The organism is Litchfieldia alkalitelluris, assembly GCF_002153425.1.
Classification (GTDB): Bacteria; Bacillota; Bacilli; order Bacillales; family Salisediminibacteriaceae; genus Evansella; species Evansella alkalicola.
Window position 1 is genome coordinate 4,439,556 of sequence record NZ_KZ119600.1, and the last position, 17,143, is coordinate 4,456,698.

General features: G+C 41.0%; 22 protein-coding genes. 4 read left to right on the plus strand and 18 right to left on the minus strand.

What is annotated here, in order from left to right; genetic code table 11:
- Positions 1 to 15: 15 nt before the first annotated feature.
- The 11 genes from nuoK to BW724_RS21060 all read right to left on the minus strand — a co-directional run bounded on the left by nuoK (position 16) and on the right by BW724_RS21060 (position 8,061).
- A complete protein-coding gene (nuoK, locus tag BW724_RS21010; protein ID WP_088077033.1) occupies positions 16 to 324 on the minus strand; it encodes an NADH-quinone oxidoreductase subunit NuoK in 309 nt (102 codons plus the stop codon).
- Position 325: 1 nt separating this feature from the next.
- Positions 326 to 829, minus strand: a complete 504-nt coding sequence (locus tag BW724_RS21015; protein ID WP_235849039.1) for an NADH-quinone oxidoreductase subunit J family protein — start codon at positions 827 to 829, stop codon at positions 326 to 328.
- A complete protein-coding gene (locus BW724_RS21020) occupies positions 826 to 1,281 on the minus strand; it encodes a NuoI/complex I 23 kDa subunit family protein (RefSeq protein ID WP_088077034.1) in 456 nt (151 codons plus the stop codon). The genes BW724_RS21015 and BW724_RS21020 overlap by 4 nt, the downstream gene beginning before the upstream one ends.
- Positions 1,282 to 1,285: 4 nt before the next feature.
- Positions 1,286 to 2,245: an NADH-quinone oxidoreductase subunit NuoH gene (gene nuoH / locus BW724_RS21025; RefSeq protein ID WP_088077035.1), complete on the minus strand. Its 960-nt coding sequence runs from the start codon at positions 2,243 to 2,245 to the stop codon at positions 1,286 to 1,288.
- Positions 2,245 to 3,357: an NADH-quinone oxidoreductase subunit D gene (locus BW724_RS21030; RefSeq protein ID WP_088077036.1), complete on the minus strand. Its 1,113-nt coding sequence runs from the start codon at positions 3,355 to 3,357 to the stop codon at positions 2,245 to 2,247. Before BW724_RS21030 ends, nuoH begins: the two co-directional genes overlap by 1 nt.
- Before the next feature lie 30 nt (positions 3,358 to 3,387).
- Positions 3,388 to 3,957 carry an NADH-quinone oxidoreductase subunit C gene (locus BW724_RS21035; protein ID WP_088077037.1) on the minus strand — a complete coding sequence of 190 codons (570 nt, stop codon included), beginning with the start codon at positions 3,955 to 3,957 and terminating at the stop codon, positions 3,388 to 3,390.
- Positions 3,954 to 4,433 (minus strand): NuoB/complex I 20 kDa subunit family protein, encoded by a 480-nt coding sequence (locus BW724_RS21040; protein WP_417891462.1) that lies wholly within the window; start codon positions 4,431 to 4,433, stop codon positions 3,954 to 3,956. Before BW724_RS21040 ends, BW724_RS21035 begins: the two co-directional genes overlap by 4 nt.
- A 38-nt stretch (positions 4,434 to 4,471) precedes the next feature.
- A complete protein-coding gene (locus BW724_RS21045) occupies positions 4,472 to 4,840 on the minus strand; it encodes an NADH-quinone oxidoreductase subunit A (RefSeq protein ID WP_088077039.1) in 369 nt (122 codons plus the stop codon).
- A 1,177-nt stretch (positions 4,841 to 6,017) separates the two neighbouring features.
- The gene (locus BW724_RS21050) at positions 6,018 to 6,425 is read right to left on the minus strand and encodes a GNAT family N-acetyltransferase (RefSeq protein ID WP_088077040.1); all 408 of its coding nucleotides are present in this window, start codon (positions 6,423 to 6,425) and stop codon (positions 6,018 to 6,020) included.
- A 42-nt stretch (positions 6,426 to 6,467) separates the two neighbouring features.
- Positions 6,468 to 7,553: a hypothetical protein gene (locus tag BW724_RS21055; protein WP_088077041.1), complete on the minus strand. Its 1,086-nt coding sequence runs from the start codon at positions 7,551 to 7,553 to the stop codon at positions 6,468 to 6,470.
- Positions 7,540 to 8,061, minus strand: a complete 522-nt coding sequence (locus BW724_RS21060) for an RNA polymerase sigma factor (protein WP_235849040.1) — start codon at positions 8,059 to 8,061, stop codon at positions 7,540 to 7,542. The genes BW724_RS21055 and BW724_RS21060 overlap by 14 nt, the downstream gene beginning before the upstream one ends.
- A gap of 282 nt (positions 8,062 to 8,343) precedes the next feature.
- On the opposite strand from BW724_RS21060, the gene BW724_RS21065 reads away from it, so the two are divergent.
- Complete coding sequence (locus tag BW724_RS21065) at positions 8,344 to 8,655, plus strand: DUF4190 domain-containing protein (RefSeq protein WP_088077042.1); 312 nt, start codon at positions 8,344 to 8,346, stop codon at positions 8,653 to 8,655.
- A gap of 167 nt (positions 8,656 to 8,822) precedes the next feature.
- Here the strand turns inward: BW724_RS21065 and BW724_RS21070 are convergent, their stop codons facing one another.
- From BW724_RS21070 to BW724_RS21080, 3 genes are all read right to left on the minus strand, one after another.
- Positions 8,823 to 9,005 (minus strand): small acid-soluble spore protein H, encoded by a 183-nt coding sequence (locus BW724_RS21070; RefSeq protein WP_088077043.1) that lies wholly within the window; start codon positions 9,003 to 9,005, stop codon positions 8,823 to 8,825.
- Between the two features lie 275 nt (positions 9,006 to 9,280).
- Positions 9,281 to 9,928, minus strand: a complete 648-nt coding sequence (locus BW724_RS21075; protein WP_088077044.1) for a hypothetical protein — start codon at positions 9,926 to 9,928, stop codon at positions 9,281 to 9,283.
- A complete protein-coding gene (locus tag BW724_RS21080; RefSeq protein ID WP_088077045.1) occupies positions 9,921 to 10,265 on the minus strand; it encodes a PadR family transcriptional regulator in 345 nt (114 codons plus the stop codon). Before BW724_RS21080 ends, BW724_RS21075 begins: the two co-directional genes overlap by 8 nt.
- Positions 10,266 to 10,454: 189 nt before the next feature.
- Between BW724_RS21080 and BW724_RS21085 the strand changes: the two genes are divergently transcribed.
- Entirely contained in the window at positions 10,455 to 10,832 is a 378-nt protein-coding gene (locus BW724_RS21085; protein WP_088077046.1) for a DUF4181 domain-containing protein, read from the plus strand.
- A 130-nt stretch (positions 10,833 to 10,962) separates the two neighbouring features.
- On the opposite strand, the gene BW724_RS21090 is transcribed toward BW724_RS21085, so the two are convergent.
- From BW724_RS21090 to BW724_RS21105, 4 genes are all read right to left on the minus strand, one after another.
- Positions 10,963 to 11,622 carry an SGNH/GDSL hydrolase family protein gene (locus tag BW724_RS21090; RefSeq protein ID WP_088077047.1) on the minus strand — a complete coding sequence of 220 codons (660 nt, stop codon included), beginning with the start codon at positions 11,620 to 11,622 and terminating at the stop codon, positions 10,963 to 10,965.
- 32 nt (positions 11,623 to 11,654) lie between these two features.
- The gene (locus tag BW724_RS21095; protein ID WP_088077048.1) at positions 11,655 to 12,305 is read right to left on the minus strand and encodes a polysaccharide deacetylase family protein; all 651 of its coding nucleotides are present in this window, start codon (positions 12,303 to 12,305) and stop codon (positions 11,655 to 11,657) included.
- Between the two features lie 341 nt (positions 12,306 to 12,646).
- Positions 12,647 to 13,144 (minus strand): hypothetical protein, encoded by a 498-nt coding sequence (locus BW724_RS21100; RefSeq protein WP_088077049.1) that lies wholly within the window; start codon positions 13,142 to 13,144, stop codon positions 12,647 to 12,649.
- Positions 13,145 to 13,167: 23 nt separating this feature from the next.
- Positions 13,168 to 13,635 (minus strand): DUF2243 domain-containing protein, encoded by a 468-nt coding sequence (locus BW724_RS21105; RefSeq protein ID WP_088077050.1) that lies wholly within the window; start codon positions 13,633 to 13,635, stop codon positions 13,168 to 13,170.
- Between the two features lie 458 nt (positions 13,636 to 14,093).
- On the opposite strand from BW724_RS21105, the gene BW724_RS21110 reads away from it, so the two are divergent.
- Positions 14,094 to 14,984, plus strand: a complete 891-nt coding sequence (locus BW724_RS21110; protein WP_176371515.1) for a nuclease-related domain-containing protein — start codon at positions 14,094 to 14,096, stop codon at positions 14,982 to 14,984.
- A gap of 290 nt (positions 14,985 to 15,274) precedes the next feature.
- Positions 15,275 to 17,032 (plus strand): hypothetical protein, encoded by a 1,758-nt coding sequence (locus BW724_RS23365; RefSeq protein ID WP_140355043.1) that lies wholly within the window; start codon positions 15,275 to 15,277, stop codon positions 17,030 to 17,032.
- Positions 17,033 to 17,143 lie beyond the last annotated feature (111 nt).

Here is a 17,143-nt window from a genome sequence, read left to right on the forward strand (position 1 = left end):
CTTTTCATAATCTAACTACCAACGTAGTAAGTCTTGTTTGATAGCGTCAATAGATTCTCGGTTACGGTAAAGAGCGATTAAGATCGCCAGCCCTACAGCAGCTTCAGCTGCAGCGAGAGTAATGACGAATAATGTGAAAACTTGGCCTGTTATATTGGCAAATGGCCCGATACTAGAGAAAGCGACTAAATTGATGTTGACTGAGTTCAACATTAATTCAATACAGACAAGGACGATCACAAGGTGTCTTCTTGTCAAAACTCCGTATAGTCCGATGCAAAACAAAATGGCTCCGAGGGCTAAAACTAACTCAATAGGGACCATATTATTCCGCCTCCTTCCGCGCTAGTACGATAGCTCCAATGAGTGCAGCCAATAGAAGGATACCAGCGGCTTGGAGTGCGATAACATAATTCCCGTACAGTTCTACACCAATCGCTTCTGCGGAACCAATGAATTGTTCATTGTTTGAAGGGAGATTCATTCCCATTATTCCGTAAAGCATGAATCCAAGAAGTGTTCCAACACCAATAAATGCTAGGAACTTATGCACTTTTTTCCGTTCAGGGCCGAAGCCAACATTCTTGTGGTCGGTCATCATCATACCGAAGACGAACAAGATCGATAGTGCTCCAACGTAAACCATGATTTGAATGATCCCTATAAATTCCGCTCGCAGTAGGAAATATAGTCCTGCTACGGCGAAGAAACAGAATGCCATCGATAAAACTCGATGAGAAATTTTTTTCAAGGCGAGTACAAGCACTGCACAAACAATGGCTATCACAGCCAATATGAGAAAAAAGACTATGTGGGTGTTTATGTTCACTTCACTTCACCCCTGCTTCCTGCCTCTGGGCCTGCTTCTGACTCTTCGTAATACCCATATGCATGGTTGTTCGTTAACCATTCCATATCTTTGAAATGCGTTGAGCGATTGTATGAACTCAAGTTTTCAAAGCGGGCCGTCATTACGATTGCGTCTGTGGGACAAACCTCTGTACAAAAGTCACAGAGAATACATCCCTGGAAATCAATATTATAAGTATCTATTATTTTTTTCTTTGGATTTTCTTCACTTTTCTTACCAGTAAGAGTGATAACATCTGTCGGACATACTTTTACACATAGGTCACAGACGATACACTTGTCTGGAAAAAATCGGTGAATACCGCGAAAACGTTCCGGCATTGCTACCTTTTCTTCAGGGTATTGGATGGTGACCTTTCTTTTCCTGAAGTAATTCAGAGTTATACCGAAGCCTTTAAGTAATCGAAACATTTTATCACCCCATCCACACTTTAATGATCGCTGTTATTACAATGTTCAATAATGCTAACGGGATGAGCACTTTCCATCCGAAGCCCATCAAATGGTCCACACGGGCACGCGGTAATGTTGCGCGCAGCCAGAACCAGAAGAACATGAAAAAGCACATCTTAAGCAGGAACCACAAGATTCCAGGTAAGAAGGCTGGTCCTAACCAACCACCGAGGAATAAAGTTGTTGCCAATGCTGAAATGGCGATGGCATACACGTATTCCGCCAGCATGAAGAACGCGAAACGGAAGCCTGAATATTCCGTATGATAACCGGATACGAGCTCCGATTCTGCCTCAGGTAAGTCAAACGGAGAACGGTTCAATTCCGCAATTGCTGAAATCATGTAAACTATGAAAGCTAAGAACTGTGGAATGATTAACCACATGCCAATGCTTTCTTGATAAAGTACAATTTCTCTGAAATTGAGGGAGCCTACAAGAATAACTACCCCAATGATAGAAAGAACAAGTGGAATTTCATAGCTGATAACTTGTGCTACTCCACGAATTGCTCCTAATAATGAATACTTGTTATTTGAACTCCAACCACCCATTAATACACCAAGCGTTGTGATGGAGGAAATCCCAATAAAGTAGAGGACACCGATGTTCAGGTCAGCACCTACAATATTTTCACTCCAGGCAATCGTTGCAAATATAGCAAAGGAAGGAACGAATGCAAGAACTGGCGCAATGATGAAAATCTTTTTGTCTGCTGCTGTTGGAATAATATCCTCTTTCATCAGAAGCTTCATAACGTCGGCAATGGTTTGGAACAATCCCCAAGGTCCGTGTCTATTCGGACCTGGCCGAAGCTGCATGTATCCAATTACTTTTCTTTCAAAAAGTATAGCGTAGGTTACTGCACCTAGGAGTGCACCCAGAATAATGACTGCATATAGTATCATCGTGAGAAGATCCATTATGCATCAACCTCCCCGAGTACAACATCGAGACTACCGAAAATAGCAACCACATTTTGAATAGATTCACCTACGAGCATATCTTGTAAGATAGAAACATTGACAAAAGAAGGCCTTCGAAGTTTTACACGGTAAGGCTTAGTCTTCCCGTTACTTACTACATAAACTCCAATTTCGCCCTTAGATGCTTCTGCACGAGTATACGCCTCTGCTGCTGGCGGTTTAATCATCATGATTCTAGCACCTTTTTTATGGATGATATCCCCTTCAGCTGGTATCTGCTCACATGCTTGCTCAATGATATTTAACGATTGGTGCAATTCAGCGATTCTGACTTTATATCTCGCGTATGCATCCCCTTTTGTTTCTACAGGTACTTCAAAGTCAAAGCGGTCATAAATCGAATACGGTTCTGTTTTACGTATATCAATGTCTACTCCACTACCACGAGCAATTGGGCCACTCAAGCCCCAGTTGATCACTTGCTCTTTTGTAAGCGTTCCCACATTCATGGTTCTCGCTTGGAAAATTTCATTTCCTGTAACAAGTTCATCATATTCTGCTATATTTTCTCGAAGTACTTTTACAGATTCCTTCACTTTTTCAATCCAACCATCTGGTGCATCCCACTTCACGCCACCGATGCGCATGTAGTTAAACGTCATTCGAGCACCACTGATTTCATTTAAACGGTCTAATACCGTTTCACGATCACGCAATGCGTACAAGAACGGACTCAGTGCACCAATATCAAGTAAGTATGTGCCCCACCATAACTGGTGACTGGCGATTCGGTTTAATTCCATCGTAATGATACGAAGGTACTCCGCTCGCTCTGGAATCTCCCAATCTAGCAACTTCTCCACTCCAGCACAATAGATATAGTTATTTGTCATGGCGTTCATATAATCTAGTCTGTCTGTATATGGAATAAATTGCGTATAAATAAATCCTTCTGCTAGTTTTTCAGATCCACGATGTAAGTAACCCATCACTGGTTCAGCCTTTGTGATTGTTTCCCCATTCACATGGAGCTTTAAGCGGAATACCCCGTGAGTACTGGGATGTTGTGGACCCATGTTCAAAATCATTTCTTCCGTATTTATCGACATTCAAGTAGCACCCCCTTCAATCCAAGCCTATTAATCTAAGCCTAGCGCTTTCTTGTCCGTGACGTAATCTTTCCTAAGTGGGTGACCTTCCCATTCATCTTGAAGGAGAATTCTCTTCATATTCCAGTGACCTGGGAAGTCAATTCCTAGCAAATCATACACTTCACGTTCCATGTAATCTGCTGCCTTCCATAGTGGCTCTATTGAGGCAACGGACGGGTTGTCACGAGGTGTTTTGATCTTCACTCCAAGGTAGTAATCCTTTACTGTTGAGTAAAAATTGTAGATTACCTCCATGTGTTCATCATAGTCAACACCAGTCACACAAGAAAGGAAGTCAAATTGTAGCTCTTCATCATCGCGAAGCATTTTTGCAAGCTCCACAGACCATTTATCACTGTCCAGAATAATCATAGGACGCCCAAAGTTAAGATCAGCTGGCCTTTCAATCTTCGGCTCAGGCTTCTTTCTTCGCTTAGGTTTCTCATCCTCTTTCGGTTCTTCTTCTGGTTCTGGTTCAGGCTCTTCAAATGCTAATACCTCTTCTCCCAGAAAACCATGAACCTTCTCAACTACTAAGTCTAGTACCTCTTGGCTCATGCATCCGTCACCTTCTCTCCTTTTGCTTCTGCTCGAATCTTTTTACGAAGCAAATCTACACCATCAAGTAATGCCGGAGGAGTTGGCGGGCATCCTGGGACATACACGTCAACTGGTACGATTTTATCCACACCATTTAACACGCTGTATGCTTCTTTATAAGGTCCGCCACATGTTGCACAAGATCCCATGGAAATTACCCATTTTGGCTCAGGCATTTGGTCATAAAGCGTGCGTAATACAGGCGCCATCTTAGCCGTAACTGTACCTGCAACAATCATGACATCTGAATGACGCGGTGAAGCCCGGAAAATAACTCCAAAACGGTCAAAGTCATAACGTGCAGCACCAGTACCCATCATTTCAATTGCACAGCAAGCGAGACCAAAAGTAAGTGGCCACAGTGACCTTGTACGGGACCAAGCTTTTAATTGTTCTACTTTTGTAAAAAATACACTTCTGTTGATGTCCTGCATAACGCGAGGATCATACTGTTCAGATTCTTGAAAACCTTTTAGTTCCATTCTAGCACCTTCTTTTTCCAAGAATATGCAAGTCCTAACGCTAAGATCGCGATAAAGATCAATCCGCCATTAAGACCTACCCACCCCAGCTCACCTAGAGCCATGGCCCAAGGGTATAAGAAAACGGTTTCAACGTCAAAAATGACAAACTCGAGCGCAACAATGTAATACGCCGCATGAAACCTAACTTGAGCATCTCCCGTTGGTTCAATACCACTTTCATATGTAGAAAGCTTCTTGTCGTACGGGTTTTTTGGCCTAAGTAACCGACCAAATGTGAGAGCTCCAACTGGAAGTGCAACCCCTAACAAAATAAAGACGATAACGAAAATATAACTGTCAAAATACCCCAGCTCCATATGTTCACTCCCCTCCATAATAGTTAAACTATGAAACTTGTATAACATAACTTCAGTTCAAATTATAACAAAGTGGTGACAATTTTGCTATATTATTCTAAATTCTCAGATTAGTATGTTACACACTATACAAATAGTGTTTAACTAGTTTGTAACCTGTGTTTATCGCTTAGAACGTTGTTGTGAAAGCGTTTTATTGGTTGGTCTGTTGGTTGGTTAGATTATAATAATTATTATTTGATAAAAAATAAATTAAAACTAGCTAAAAATGTGTTATTGTTAAAAAAGTTTTCTGTTTTGATCGTCTGGAAGAAAAAAACATTTGTGTCTGATGAGTGGAATTAAATGTGATACAAGTAGATTCCCTCGAATTATTCATTTTCTGTTTTATTGTGTATTGCTGAATCTTCGTTCGATTGACTACAACAGTTTTTAATGCCGGACAATAACAGAGTGACTTTTTAAACAAAGTTGTTTAGTATGTTGCGGTTGTGCGGGGGTTGTGCGGGGCCTGGTCCCCGAACTATTTGTCGGGGACCAGGCCCCGCACAAATTTGTGAACCTCCTTTCTGCATTGCAAAGCACTGAAATGCACTGCAATAGCGTGCTTCGGATAGCTATCCATAGCTATCTTTGCTATCCATAGCCAACTTTTGCTTTCCTTCACACACGCTTGCTTTGCTAGGATTCGTTGCTACTTAAACGATTTTGATTAACTTGATTATCCCCTCACTATTAGTCCATTCATCGTGTCACGAAATTATTCTTGTTTTATATGATTTTATAAGAAAAGCGCAAACGACTATGATCACAAGCGTAGGGCAGTGGAGGAATGACAACAACTAGAGGACGAAAATCACTGCCTCTTCCTTTAATAGCTTAGCTCTGTTGGTTATATGTCGAGGCAACTTATAGCAGATTCATGAAGAACAGCTCGTTGTTGTCATTTCGAAGTGCCTTGTAGGAAGTAGGCGCTGAAGCTAGACATGAATTCGAAGAGACGTAAAAATTCTTATCTTTAATCAAAAAGTCCCGATTACAATTAATCGGAACTCTCCTTTATCATTAGTAACTATTAAACTAAAACTTTACTATTTTCAAACTATCACTATATTCTTCTCCCAGTCACTCAACCTCATATAATTACAACCGACTACCCAGCTATCTACTTTGCTTCCTAACCTTTCCCTGATTGATTTTGATAGTTTCGAATCATCATCCCAGTGGCTTTAATCATGCTTTGTTTTTCATAATAAGGTTGTAACTCCTCGTCACACAATAAGTCCACCATATACAATCCATCTAATTTCTGAAGCATCTGTTTTACTAGTTCATTACCAATCCCCTGACCTTGGAATTCTGGCACCACTTCCAACAATGGAATATAGGCCGACAACACCCCGTCACTAATGGCAGTAATAAATCCAACCACTTGCCCTGACTCTTCCTCCACTGCCAAAACAATATGACTGCTATTTTCCAACAGCTTCATATGTGTCTCTGGAGAAGGTGGGTTTGGCCACCCCACAAAAAATCCAGTAAGCTTATCTTTAGTTACACTATCTAATTTGTCTGTGTATCTCATGTCATTCTCCCCCTTTCAGTGTTTGTTCGATATAACAGTCGGTTACCTGGTAACGTTAATCACATCCACAATTTCCTCCATTAATTCATCGTCCAATTCTCCAGATATCATAATTTCTTCTGTTTGAATTGACATATTTACCTTAGGAGCGGTGATCATTTCCCCTTTAAAATAAAACGGTACTGTTTCCCCGATGTGGTTACTCGTAAAGGCATAAACAAAACCATTTTGCACAAAACGAAACGTGACTACCGCCCCAGTTTCCTGCTCCCTTATCTGTGCAGATCCCGGTTCAATGTCCGACAAATCTGCGATCAATCTGCCATCTTCACTGCGAATCTCCAGCACCTCCGCTCCATCAACCGTTTCCGCCTCGTCTTTGTACTCAAACGCAACCTCATCAATTGCAGAATCATCATTGTGCCAACTAGTTTCCTTATCCCTTTCCTCCAAAACGATTCCTTTCATCTTCTCGAAAAAATCAACCTTCCCCTCACTCCGATAAATATCCGCGGGTCCATCCATTGTGGCGTGCTCAAAAATATGCACGGTGCCTTCCTCATTAACAGTAACTGCTGTTGAAATATTCATCGCTTCATCGTGAACCATATTCACTAAATAACTGTCTGGCCTAGCAAAGTCTGGCTCATATTCTTCCGTTTTCATCTGCTCAACATCCATAGTCCGGATCTCACTCACTAATTCCTTCAGCCTTTCATCATCAGGTGCTAGCTGAGAACTGCCACTAGAAACATTCGGCTCATCATACCAGTTAAAAAAAGCAAACTCGAAATCTTCCAGATCATTTATATCACCAAACAGAAGCGTATCTCCAGTTTGTTCGCCACCTATCCCAGATCCCGAACCACTCTGTCCGAAATCGGTCAATACTGGCACCAACAACAGTAGCATTATAACCGCTGCTCCCGCTACCGCCGCGTAATATTTCCACGGACTCTTCCCCTTCATTAAACTCACATCCTTTTCATTGTTCTCCAACTTTCGTGCCTCTAGTTTATCCGAAAACTGACGGTCCACATCTGCCTGCTCTCCGTCTGTTAACTCTAGCTTTATTTCAAGACCTGCAAAATCCTGGTCCAACACACGCTTCTCCTCAAATCGTTTCATGCTGGTATCCCTCCTTTTCCAGCTGCAACTTTAGTGCCTTCATTCCTCTAAACAATGTACTTTTCACTTTACCCTCCGACCAGTCAAGAACTTCAGACACTTCCTTTATGGAAAAACCCTTTAGTTTTCTCAGCACAATAACATCACGATATGTTCTCTTCAATTTGCCTAGTGCATGATACAATTCCCTTTCAGTCTCATTTAGCGTAACAATTTTTTCTGGCGATCCAACATTGTCCACTGCCTTTGGTAATCGATCGAACAAATAGGCCACTGGTTTTTCCTTCCGAATCGTATCAATCGTGATATTACGAGCAATACGAAATAACCACCCTTTCACAGTACCCCCATCAAAAGACGAAAAATTATCATAGGCACGAAGGAACGTTTCCTGCATCAAATCCTTTGCTTTTTCATGATCCCCACACAAAAAGAGTACATATTGATAAATATCTCTATTATATTCGTTGTACCATTTCTTCACTTTCTGTTTGTTTTCATTCTCCAAAGTCCCCGGTCCCTTCTCCTCTAGAGTTATCTTCTCTCATCAACAAATCATTTTACTAAAATGATCTCTATCAAGCTCTTACACTATCAACGGATTTTTATCTATAAAGTTTCGAAAATGATTCATTTTCTTGGTGCATTATTTTTATAAACTGCTGCGTTCTCTATATAAGTCGATTACCAGCTAACATAATAGCTCTTTATATAAGTCGGTTACCAGCTAACATAATATTGCTCCTCGCCTACTATACATGTGGAGACAACTTATATTAGAGGTGAGTAAATGATAAATACAACTAGTGGTCGGAATGACCGATATACTAGCACTAACAATACGTACAATTCTAAAGCAACTGCTACTCTCGTACTTGGCGTTTTGTCGCTCCTGTTATCGATCTTCGCATTTCTTGGATTCCCACTTGCTGTCATCGGCCTTGTCGTTGGGGTGGTCAGCCTTTTAGAAATAAAAAAAGAACCGCAGCCCGGAAAAGGTTTTGCTCTATTAGGTATTCTACTTTGCTGCCTTGCATTCCTTTACCCTATTATTCTGCTTATCCTAACCTATCCACTTTTTACAACATTAAGCATTGCATGAGACTGCCACTGTCTTTTTCGTTAAAATCCTGAATGGTAGCTAGAACTAGAGCAAGCGTCCATAGGGAAGGGAATCGCCCGATGTGAAAATCAACTTCAAACGAAAACAGTCCCAACAAAAAACACCTCCATAACCTAAGTTTTAGGCCATAGAGGTGTTTTCACTTCTTATTGCTGCTCTTGTAAACTGTCTATAGACACGCTCTGCTTACTATTCGGCTCGTCTACTGGATGAATCGTCGCCATCCCGTTTGACTGATCTACATGTTCAATGTAAACCTGCTGCCCATTATACATGACATTCGCCATCGTTTGCGAGTTTGAAATTTCTTGTGCTCGTTGTGCATCCATTATGTAGCACCTCCTCTTGAAAAGTAAGCCGCATATGCTGAAAGGGAGCATGATAGCGACTTACAATATCCTTCATGCAATGAAAGTTAAATCATTGCGCCAGTTATACTATTTGTAAAATAATCCATTACTATACATTTTTAATCAATTTTTTACAAAAGAGAACTACTATAACGGAAGAAGAGATAGGCGCTACAGAGCTTCTATTCCTGTGGAAAATGAATAGCCTGCAGCTAACACCAGCACAATATTTGAATTTTGCCTACTTGGATATTTTAATTTAATGCCGAATCTACCAAAGCTTTTTTATACATACGCCGAAGTAACAAGTAAATGAGTAGATATACCACTAAATAACCAAACAAATACAGCGTGGAAAAAGTAGATATACCACTAAATCGAATGATATGAAGAATGTATGACCCAAGGGGGAGTACAAGCAGAATTAACATAAAAACCTTTGTATAACGTAGAACCTTATATCTTAATGGATCAAACTTGAACCAAAAAAAACCGACAATGACAGCGCCCGCAATAAGGAATTTTACTAGATTTGAAATCATTAGGGTTGCTATGTTTTCCGCAACCTCACCATAATAAATCGGTAAACTCATCAGGGAAAGAGCTCCAAGTAAAAACCCCAGTGCAAGCTGAAAACCAACGTTTCCCCCTTTATAGTTCAAGTCAAATTCTCTGTTATATTGGTCAACGATCTGCTTCCCAAGCTCCTGCGATGGTAGAAAGGACGCCACAGCCTGCCGCTCCGCCTCTTCCTTACTACAACTTTCCTGCTCCATCAATTCTTCTGCCGTCGAAACGAGATCATCTTTTACTTCATTTATATGTCCTATCCTTTGTTTTTCGGGCAAAAACCTGAGTTTTACCTCAAGCTGAGCAAGATAATCCTTCAGCGGTTCACTCATCCGTATCACCTTCCTTTAGGGACACAAGAAAACCGTTCAGTCTTTGAAAATAATCGTAACGCTCCTTCAAAACCTGGTCGCCCTCCTTCGTTGAATGATAATACTTCCTACTCCTTCCTTCATGTTCTTCCTGGTAAAACTTGATCCAGCCGTTGTTCGTTAGCCGTCTTAAAATGGGGTAAATGGATCCGCTCGCTAGATTAACAACGCCACCCTGTTGTAGCTCCTTCGTAATTTCATACCCATACATTGGCTTCTTACTAACTAAAAGTAAAATTGCCAATTCAAACATTCCCTTTGACAACTGATTATTCCAATCTAAATTTTTACTATTCATACTACACAATATATCTTACACAACTATATGTGTCAATCAACTATATAGTTGTTATACACCTATTCTATATAAGAAAAAGAGGCTGGTTGTCCTCATCAAGGTGGAATGAACACTGCACTGTATTAACTCCCAGAAATTTGGTTGCGTGTGTTATTATTAGAATATTACATAATTTTGGAGGCTACATTCATGAATGATCCTATGTTAGTAACACTGATTATTATTTTAGTCGTCTATTTATTTACAGATCTTTTACTGCGTAAAAAGAAAGGTCATAAGCTCAGCAAATCGTTTATCAAGAATGTTTTTCATAATCGAAACAAACTCTTCATTGCAATTGATATCTTATTAGTTATTGCATTTTTAGGTGTTGCAGCTTATGCCTCTACCAGATTTCCTCCAACATATTCTCCCCTTTTACTATTTACTTTTCTAGCATTTATCAATTTTTTGCGTGGCTTAGAGGAGTGGTTATACAAGCGAGAGGAAAAGGAGTATCAGCATAGCTGGTTAGCAGTGGGGTTTCTTTTAGTCTTTCTCACAGTTGGTTTTGTGTACATTCCTTAGACATTTTTAGTGCTCCTCCTTTGAGATAAACAAAAACGGAAAGAACCTGCTGTGGGACAAAGTCACCACGAACAGGTTCTAGCTCCGTTCAATAATATTAGCTATGTTTTCCCAAAAGGGAAGTAAATGTTTAAGCTTTGTTCCAGTCGAAACCCACTGTTTTCAAGAATGCGCGTGTAATTGTCATATGGCCAGCAGCGCTTGGGTGTACGCGATCCCACGCCAATGTTGCTGGATAGAGCTCTTTCAGCTGCTCGTTGAATGCGGCTTGGGTATCGACAATCTGGCAATTGTATTTTTCTGCGATTTCCTTCACAGCTCGTCCGTACTCGTCCATCGTCTTCCGCATAGCATCTGCCTCATTCGTTTCAAGATAGAATGGTGTCATAAGGACAAGGCCACCGTTAAGTTTCGGTTTCGTCACTGTCACGAGCTCCTCTAATGTCTCCTTGTATTCTTTCAGTTGGACGTGCTTCTCTGGTTGAGTCGGCAGGTCGTACTGGCGCCAAACATCGTTAATTCCAATCATGATCACTAGCCAATCTGGACTTGGTTTTATGACGTCCGTCTCCCATCTTGCCTTTAGATTGCGCACGGTATGGCCGTTAATTCCTTTGTTCACCACACGAATGCCAAGCTCTGGATAGACTGATTGGAGGAGTGCATCCACTTGGGAAACATATCCTGTTCCAAGTGCTCCAAAATTCCCTTCTCCTTCTGGCTTTGCGCGATCACAATCTGTAATGGAGTCTCCGATAAAAAGTAGTTTTTGTCCTTTTTCAAGCTTCATCGTTGGTTCCGCCTTTCCATTATGTAAAGTGTTTAGGTCGTTGTGGTTGCCAATTTAAGTAGTTCACTGACAGTTACGAGTTCGTACCCTTCTTCGGTAAGCTCCTTGACTAGCATTTTAACGGCCTCAATCGTTTGTGATCTGTCGTTATAGCCGTCGTGAAAAAGGAGGACGCTTCCGTTAACTAAGCTTTCTTTCGTTTTCGTATAAATGTGATCCACGCCAGGCATCTCCCAGTCGAGTGCTTCCGGGTTCCCTGCACCAATCATTTTGTAGTTAAATTCTTGGGTGATTGCAACCGTTTCTTCATTAAAATCAAAGTATGGTGCCCTGAATGTAGTCGGTGCCTGACCAGTTATCTCTGTTATTGTTTCATGTGCTTTATCAATTTCTTGGCGATGGTCTGCTGTGGAGTTTGATTTTGTCAACATCGGATGGGTGTAGGTATGATTCCCAATTTCGTGTCCCTCTTCTACCACTTTTTTTGCTAGCTCAGGATATTGCGTCATATGTTCTCCTATCATGTAGAACGTTGCTTTGCCTCCAGCTTGGCGAAATATATCCAGCACTTGTGGTGTATAGATTGGATTCGGCCCATCGTCGAAAGTGAATGCAACCGCTTTCCGATCTCCTTTTATATGTACTGCATGAATGTTTGGGTCATTTGCATTTGCTGCTGTCATGAGAATTTACCTCTCCTTTTATTTGAAGTATATGATAAATTATCTCATTACTTTTTGAATTGCGCTATATTTTTACTTGCATTAATTTTGATAGTCAAGGCGTGGTTGTGGGCGTGGATTTTGGCGTTTCTCGCAGTTTCATCTTAACGGTGCTGTTCTATTATTTTTCATGTGAAAAATCCCGACTGTGGCGATGACATATTTCTAACCTCATTTTTATGCAATTTAGTTTTAGATATCATCAATAACATAGCTTGATTGAATATTGTCGACACTAAATCTATTAATCTGCATAACAAGTGAGGTTCCCCTTACAGAGCTTTATTACAATCTTTGTATTTTCAATCTGTTACTGTTACCTCTGTTTTGAAGGCGATTTCCTTACCTTCTAGTGTGAAAACTTCGTGGTTATGACCATTTAATGAGATTTTAATTTCGTATGTACCAGGTGCTAGACTTGGTAAAGTTATTTTCTGTTCAAAAATCGATCCTATTTTTTCCCCATTAATGTATAAGTGAGCATGTCCTTCATCTAGCCTTTGCTCAACTCCAGTTAAACCTGCCTTCTCAGGAGTGAATGTGAAATTTGATGTTTTTAAGGTAACTTGCCACACTCCATCACGTCGTTCATGAATCACTCCTTCAATGGTTGGCGCGTCTTCAGCTTGCTCCTCAGGGATATCAATAGATCCAAGGCCATGTGCCATGACATCTTGAGTATGAGGGTGATCGTGTGGGTTCGGGTTTGGGTGCGAATGATGATGACGGCTTTCCTGATAAAAATAAAGAGTGGTTGCAACAAAGGAAAATATAACAAAGAAGCTGATTATCCTATACATTATGCTCTACCTCCTTTTTCCAATTATCCCGTGATTGTAGTAGGTGTCGTTCTTCTACCTCGTTTTATCAGCAAACCTACAACAATCAAAATAACCCCTGAAGCCAAAAATGCTAAGTCATACATTAATGGATTAGCAGCGTCAGGCCTCACTCTATGTATCTCTAAAATGTGATGGTTGATGATGCCTTCAATGAGGTTAAAAGTTCCACCACCAATCATGAAATATCCTACAAGCAATCGCACACCTTTGGACAAGTCAGTCGGATTTCCTGCGAGCCACAAAATCACACCTCCAGCTACAAGTGTTATCGTTGTGGCAAAATGAAAGATTCCATCGCTCATAATTTGTCCCGTTCGATCCGTATCCATGACTACACTATGCCATTGTAAAATCTGATGAAACATGATTCCGTCCATGGCGCCTAAAAAACCAAACCCTAATATAAAGCTACCAATTACAATTAGTTTCCTTTTCGTTTTTACGCTCAATTTTTTCCCTCCTAAATGGATTATCAGTTATTGGACTATTCTTTGTTTAACGCGAACTTTGTGTGTTGCACGACACTTTGTAAATCTCGTGGAGTTTTTATTGGATATGGATCTTTTTATTTACCACGAAATTTTGTCTATTTTGCGAACTTATTACTGCTTTGTCGAGTCTTCGGCTACGAGATTGTCAATTTATTGACTCTAGCATCGGCAAAATTTAATAGATTTATACAATAATGGATTGATAGATAGGGAAATTAGAGTGTTATTGTTCAGCTCTCCGATTCTCATGTCGAAAGTATTCAAATTTCCAGGGAAATATTTGTTTTTTTTTGACAACCGTTGTATATTTAAGATGCTCCTCAAAAAAAATAGAATGGAAGTGTGCTATGGCTACTATTCTCAAACCTCGAAGCCCCTCTCTAGAACTTCTCATCATGAATTCCTTGAGTTTAAGAATGAAATTCACAAAGGAACTTGAACAACGATTGTATGCAATTAATAGTGGATATGAAGGTGAGGTGAAATTTGATACGTTTTACGAAAATTGTCCTGATAATTGGGTAATTTTGAATGACATTTGGCTCAAGATTGATAACTTTACATTCCAGATAGACAGTTTGTTAATCACTACTGGAACTAACTATTTGTTTGATGTAAAAAACTTTTTGAATGAATATGAATATAGGAATGGTCGTTTTTATAGGAAGGACCAGGAAACAAGAAGTAATCCTCTAAAACAATTAGAACGTTGCGACACCTCATATCGCTACCTCTTGAAGCAACTAGGTCTAAATTTCCCAGTCGTATCTAACTTAGCATTTGTTAATGAAAAATTTACATTGTTTGGTGCAACCCGTGATTTGCCTATCATTTTGCCAACTCAAATGGAACAATTTTTTCAACAGCTTAAAACAACCGAAGCAAAGACGAGTAAACGCTCCGAACAGCCTTCTCAACATCAAATGCACTTAGCAAATCAAATCTTATCTTTACATGTTAACCAATCACCATACAAAGACTTGCCAGACTATTCATTTGAGATTCTTGAAAAGGGGCTAGTTTGTGGGAAGTGTGGTACTTTTTTTGCACCGCCTGGGAAGTTGCAAAGGACATTGCTTTGTCATAAATGCGGGTGTGAAGAATCAGTTGAAAATGCTATTTTAAGGTGTATTGAGGAGTACAGACTGCTCTTTCCAAATGACAGAATAACCACTAAAAGGATTCAGGAATGGTGTAGGGTTATTACGTGTGAAAGAAGGATTAGAAGATCTCTAAACAAATATTTCCAAAGAATCGGACACAGTACTTCTTCTTATTTTGTCGAACGGAGTGCCCAAAGTATTTAGTTATTCTTGGACGCTTACCTTCCATGTAGTACTACTAAATCAACGCTTTTGTTGGTATCTGTTGGCTCAGAGCTCAGTCTCAGGCTCGGAATCTTAATCGTAATCGGGATCAGGATCGAGCTACTTAATTAATCACTATATGAATTCGTTATTTATGTCGTTAGAGCCTACTAATATAGGCGATGGCGACATATTTTTTATCCTTTTGCGGACATTTTTTTCTTGTTTCTTGATGGTTTTGTCCGCTGACCCTTCGTCTGCGGACATTTCATACCTTCTTCTTGTTTATTTTGTCCGCTGCGTCATCAGCTGCGGACATTTCACACCTGCTTCTTGTTTGTTTTGTCCGCTGCGTCTTCGTCTGCGGACATTTCACACCTTCTTCTTGTTTGTTTTGTCCGCTGCGTCTTCGTCTGCGGACATTTCACACCTTCTTCTTGTTTGTTTTGTCCGCTGCGTCTTCGTCTGCGGACATTTCACACCTTCTTCTTGTTTGTTTTGTCCGCTGCGTCTTCGTCTGCGGACATTTCACACCTTCTTCTTGTTTGTTTTGTCCGCTGCGTCTTCGTCTGCGGACATTTCACACCTTCTTCTTGTTTGTTTTGTCCGCTGCGTCTTCGTCTGCGGACATTTCACACCTTCTTCTTGTTTGTTTTGTCCGCTGCGTCTTCGTCTGCGGACATTTCACACCTTCTTCTTGTTTGTTTTGTCCGCTGCGTCTTCGTCTGCGGACATTTCACACCTTCTTCTTGTTTGTTTTGTCCGCTGCGTCTTCGTCTGCGGACATTTCACACCTTCTTCTTGTTTGTTTTGTCCGCTGCGTCTTCGTCTGCGGACATTTCACACCTTCTTCTTGTTTGTTTTGTCCGCTGCGTCTTCGTCTGCGGACATTTCACACCTTCTTCTTGTTTGTTTTGTCCGCTGCGTCTTCGTCTGCGGACATTTCACACCTTCTTCTTGTTTGTTTTGTCCGCTGCGTCTTCGTCTGCGGACATTTCACACCTTCTTCTTGTTTGTTTTGTCCGCTGCGTCTTCGTCTGCGGACATTTCACACCTTCTTCTTGTTTGTTTTGTCCGCTGCGTCTTCGTCTGCGGACATTTCACACCTTCTTCTTGTTTGTTTTGTCCGCTGCGTCTTCGTCTGCGGACATTTCACACCTTCTTCTTGTTTGTTTTGTCCGCTGCGTCTTCGTCTGCGGACATTTCACACCTTCTTCTTGTTTGTTTTGTCCGCTGCGTCTTCGTCTGCGGACATTTCACACCTTCTTCTTGTTTGTTTTGTCCGCTGCGTCTTCGTCTGCGGACATTTCACACCTTCTTCTTGTTTGTTTTGTCCGCTGCGTCTTCGTCTGCGGACATTTCACACCTTCTTCTTGTTTGTTTTGTCCGCTGCGTCTTCGTCTGCGGACATTTCACACCTTCTTCTTGTTTGTTTTGTCCGCTGCGTCTTCGTCTGCGGACATTTCACACCTTCTTCTTGTTTGTTTTGTCCGCTGCGTCTTCGTCTGCGGACATTTCACACCTTCTTCTTGTTTGTTTTGTCCGCTGCGTCTTCGTCTGCGGACATTTCACACCTTCTTCTTGTTTGTTTTGTCCGCTGCGTCTTCGTCTGCGGACATTTCACACCTTCTTCTTGTTTGTTTTGTCCGCTGCGCCTTCGTCTGCGGACATTTCATCCTTTCTTCTTGTTTGTTTTGTCCGCTGACCCTTCAGCTGCGGACATTTCATCCTTTCTTCTTGTTTGTTTTGTCCGCTGCGCCTTCTTCTGCGGACATTTCACACCTGCTTCTTGTTTGTTTTGTCCGCTGCGTCTTCGTCTGCGGACATTTCATACCTTCTTCCTGTGTGTTTTGTCCGCTGACCCTTCAGCTGCGGACATTTCTTACCTTCTTCTTGGGGATTTTGTCCACTGCGTCTTCGTCTGCGAACATTTCACACCTTATTATTGTTTGTTTTGTCCGCCGACCCTTCTTCTGCGGACATTTCAACCTTTCTTCACGTCAGTTTTGTCCGCAGCACTTTATTTTGCTTCTATCACAATAAAATAAAAAAAACGCCCAGGTTCCCTCACCTCGCATCTTCCCCCAACCAAGGGAGAAGAAATCAAAGTGATTCACCTGAACGTTCACGTTCCCATTCCTCATAAATAAATGAAACAT

Coding starts and splice junctions, on each gene's coding strand:
- nuoK (WP_088077033.1), bottom strand. CDS start 324: ATGGTCCCTATTGAGTTAGTTTTAGCCCTCGGAGCCATTTTGTTTTGC.
- BW724_RS21020 (WP_088077034.1), bottom strand. CDS start 1,281: ATGTTTCGATTACTTAAAGGCTTCGGTATAACTCTGAATTACTTCAGG.
- nuoH (WP_088077035.1), bottom strand. CDS start 2,245: ATGGATCTTCTCACGATGATACTATATGCAGTCATTATTCTGGGTGCA.
- BW724_RS21030 (WP_088077036.1), bottom strand. CDS start 3,357: ATGTCGATAAATACGGAAGAAATGATTTTGAACATGGGTCCACAACAT.
- BW724_RS21035 (WP_088077037.1), bottom strand. CDS start 3,957: ATGAGCCAAGAGGTACTAGACTTAGTAGTTGAGAAGGTTCATGGTTTT.
- BW724_RS21040 (WP_417891462.1), bottom strand. CDS start 4,433: ATGCAGGACATCAACAGAAGTGTATTTTTTACAAAAGTAGAACAATTA.
- BW724_RS21045 (WP_088077039.1), bottom strand. CDS start 4,840: ATGGAGCTGGGGTATTTTGACAGTTATATTTTCGTTATCGTCTTTATT.
- BW724_RS21050 (WP_088077040.1), bottom strand. CDS start 6,425: ATGAGATACACAGACAAATTAGATAGTGTAACTAAAGATAAGCTTACT.
- BW724_RS21055 (WP_088077041.1), bottom strand. CDS start 7,553: ATGAAACGATTTGAGGAGAAGCGTGTGTTGGACCAGGATTTTGCAGGT.
- BW724_RS21065 (WP_088077042.1), top strand. CDS start 8,344: ATGATAAATACAACTAGTGGTCGGAATGACCGATATACTAGCACTAAC.
- BW724_RS21070 (WP_088077043.1), bottom strand. CDS start 9,005: ATGGATGCACAACGAGCACAAGAAATTTCAAACTCGCAAACGATGGCG.
- BW724_RS21075 (WP_088077044.1), bottom strand. CDS start 9,928: ATGAGTGAACCGCTGAAGGATTATCTTGCTCAGCTTGAGGTAAAACTC.
- BW724_RS21080 (WP_088077045.1), bottom strand. CDS start 10,265: ATGAATAGTAAAAATTTAGATTGGAATAATCAGTTGTCAAAGGGAATG.
- BW724_RS21085 (WP_088077046.1), top strand. CDS start 10,455: ATGAATGATCCTATGTTAGTAACACTGATTATTATTTTAGTCGTCTAT.
- BW724_RS21090 (WP_088077047.1), bottom strand. CDS start 11,622: ATGAAGCTTGAAAAAGGACAAAAACTACTTTTTATCGGAGACTCCATT.
- BW724_RS21095 (WP_088077048.1), bottom strand. CDS start 12,305: ATGACAGCAGCAAATGCAAATGACCCAAACATTCATGCAGTACATATA.
- BW724_RS21100 (WP_088077049.1), bottom strand. CDS start 13,144: ATGTATAGGATAATCAGCTTCTTTGTTATATTTTCCTTTGTTGCAACC.
- BW724_RS21110 (WP_176371515.1), top strand. CDS start 14,094: ATGAAATTCACAAAGGAACTTGAACAACGATTGTATGCAATTAATAGT.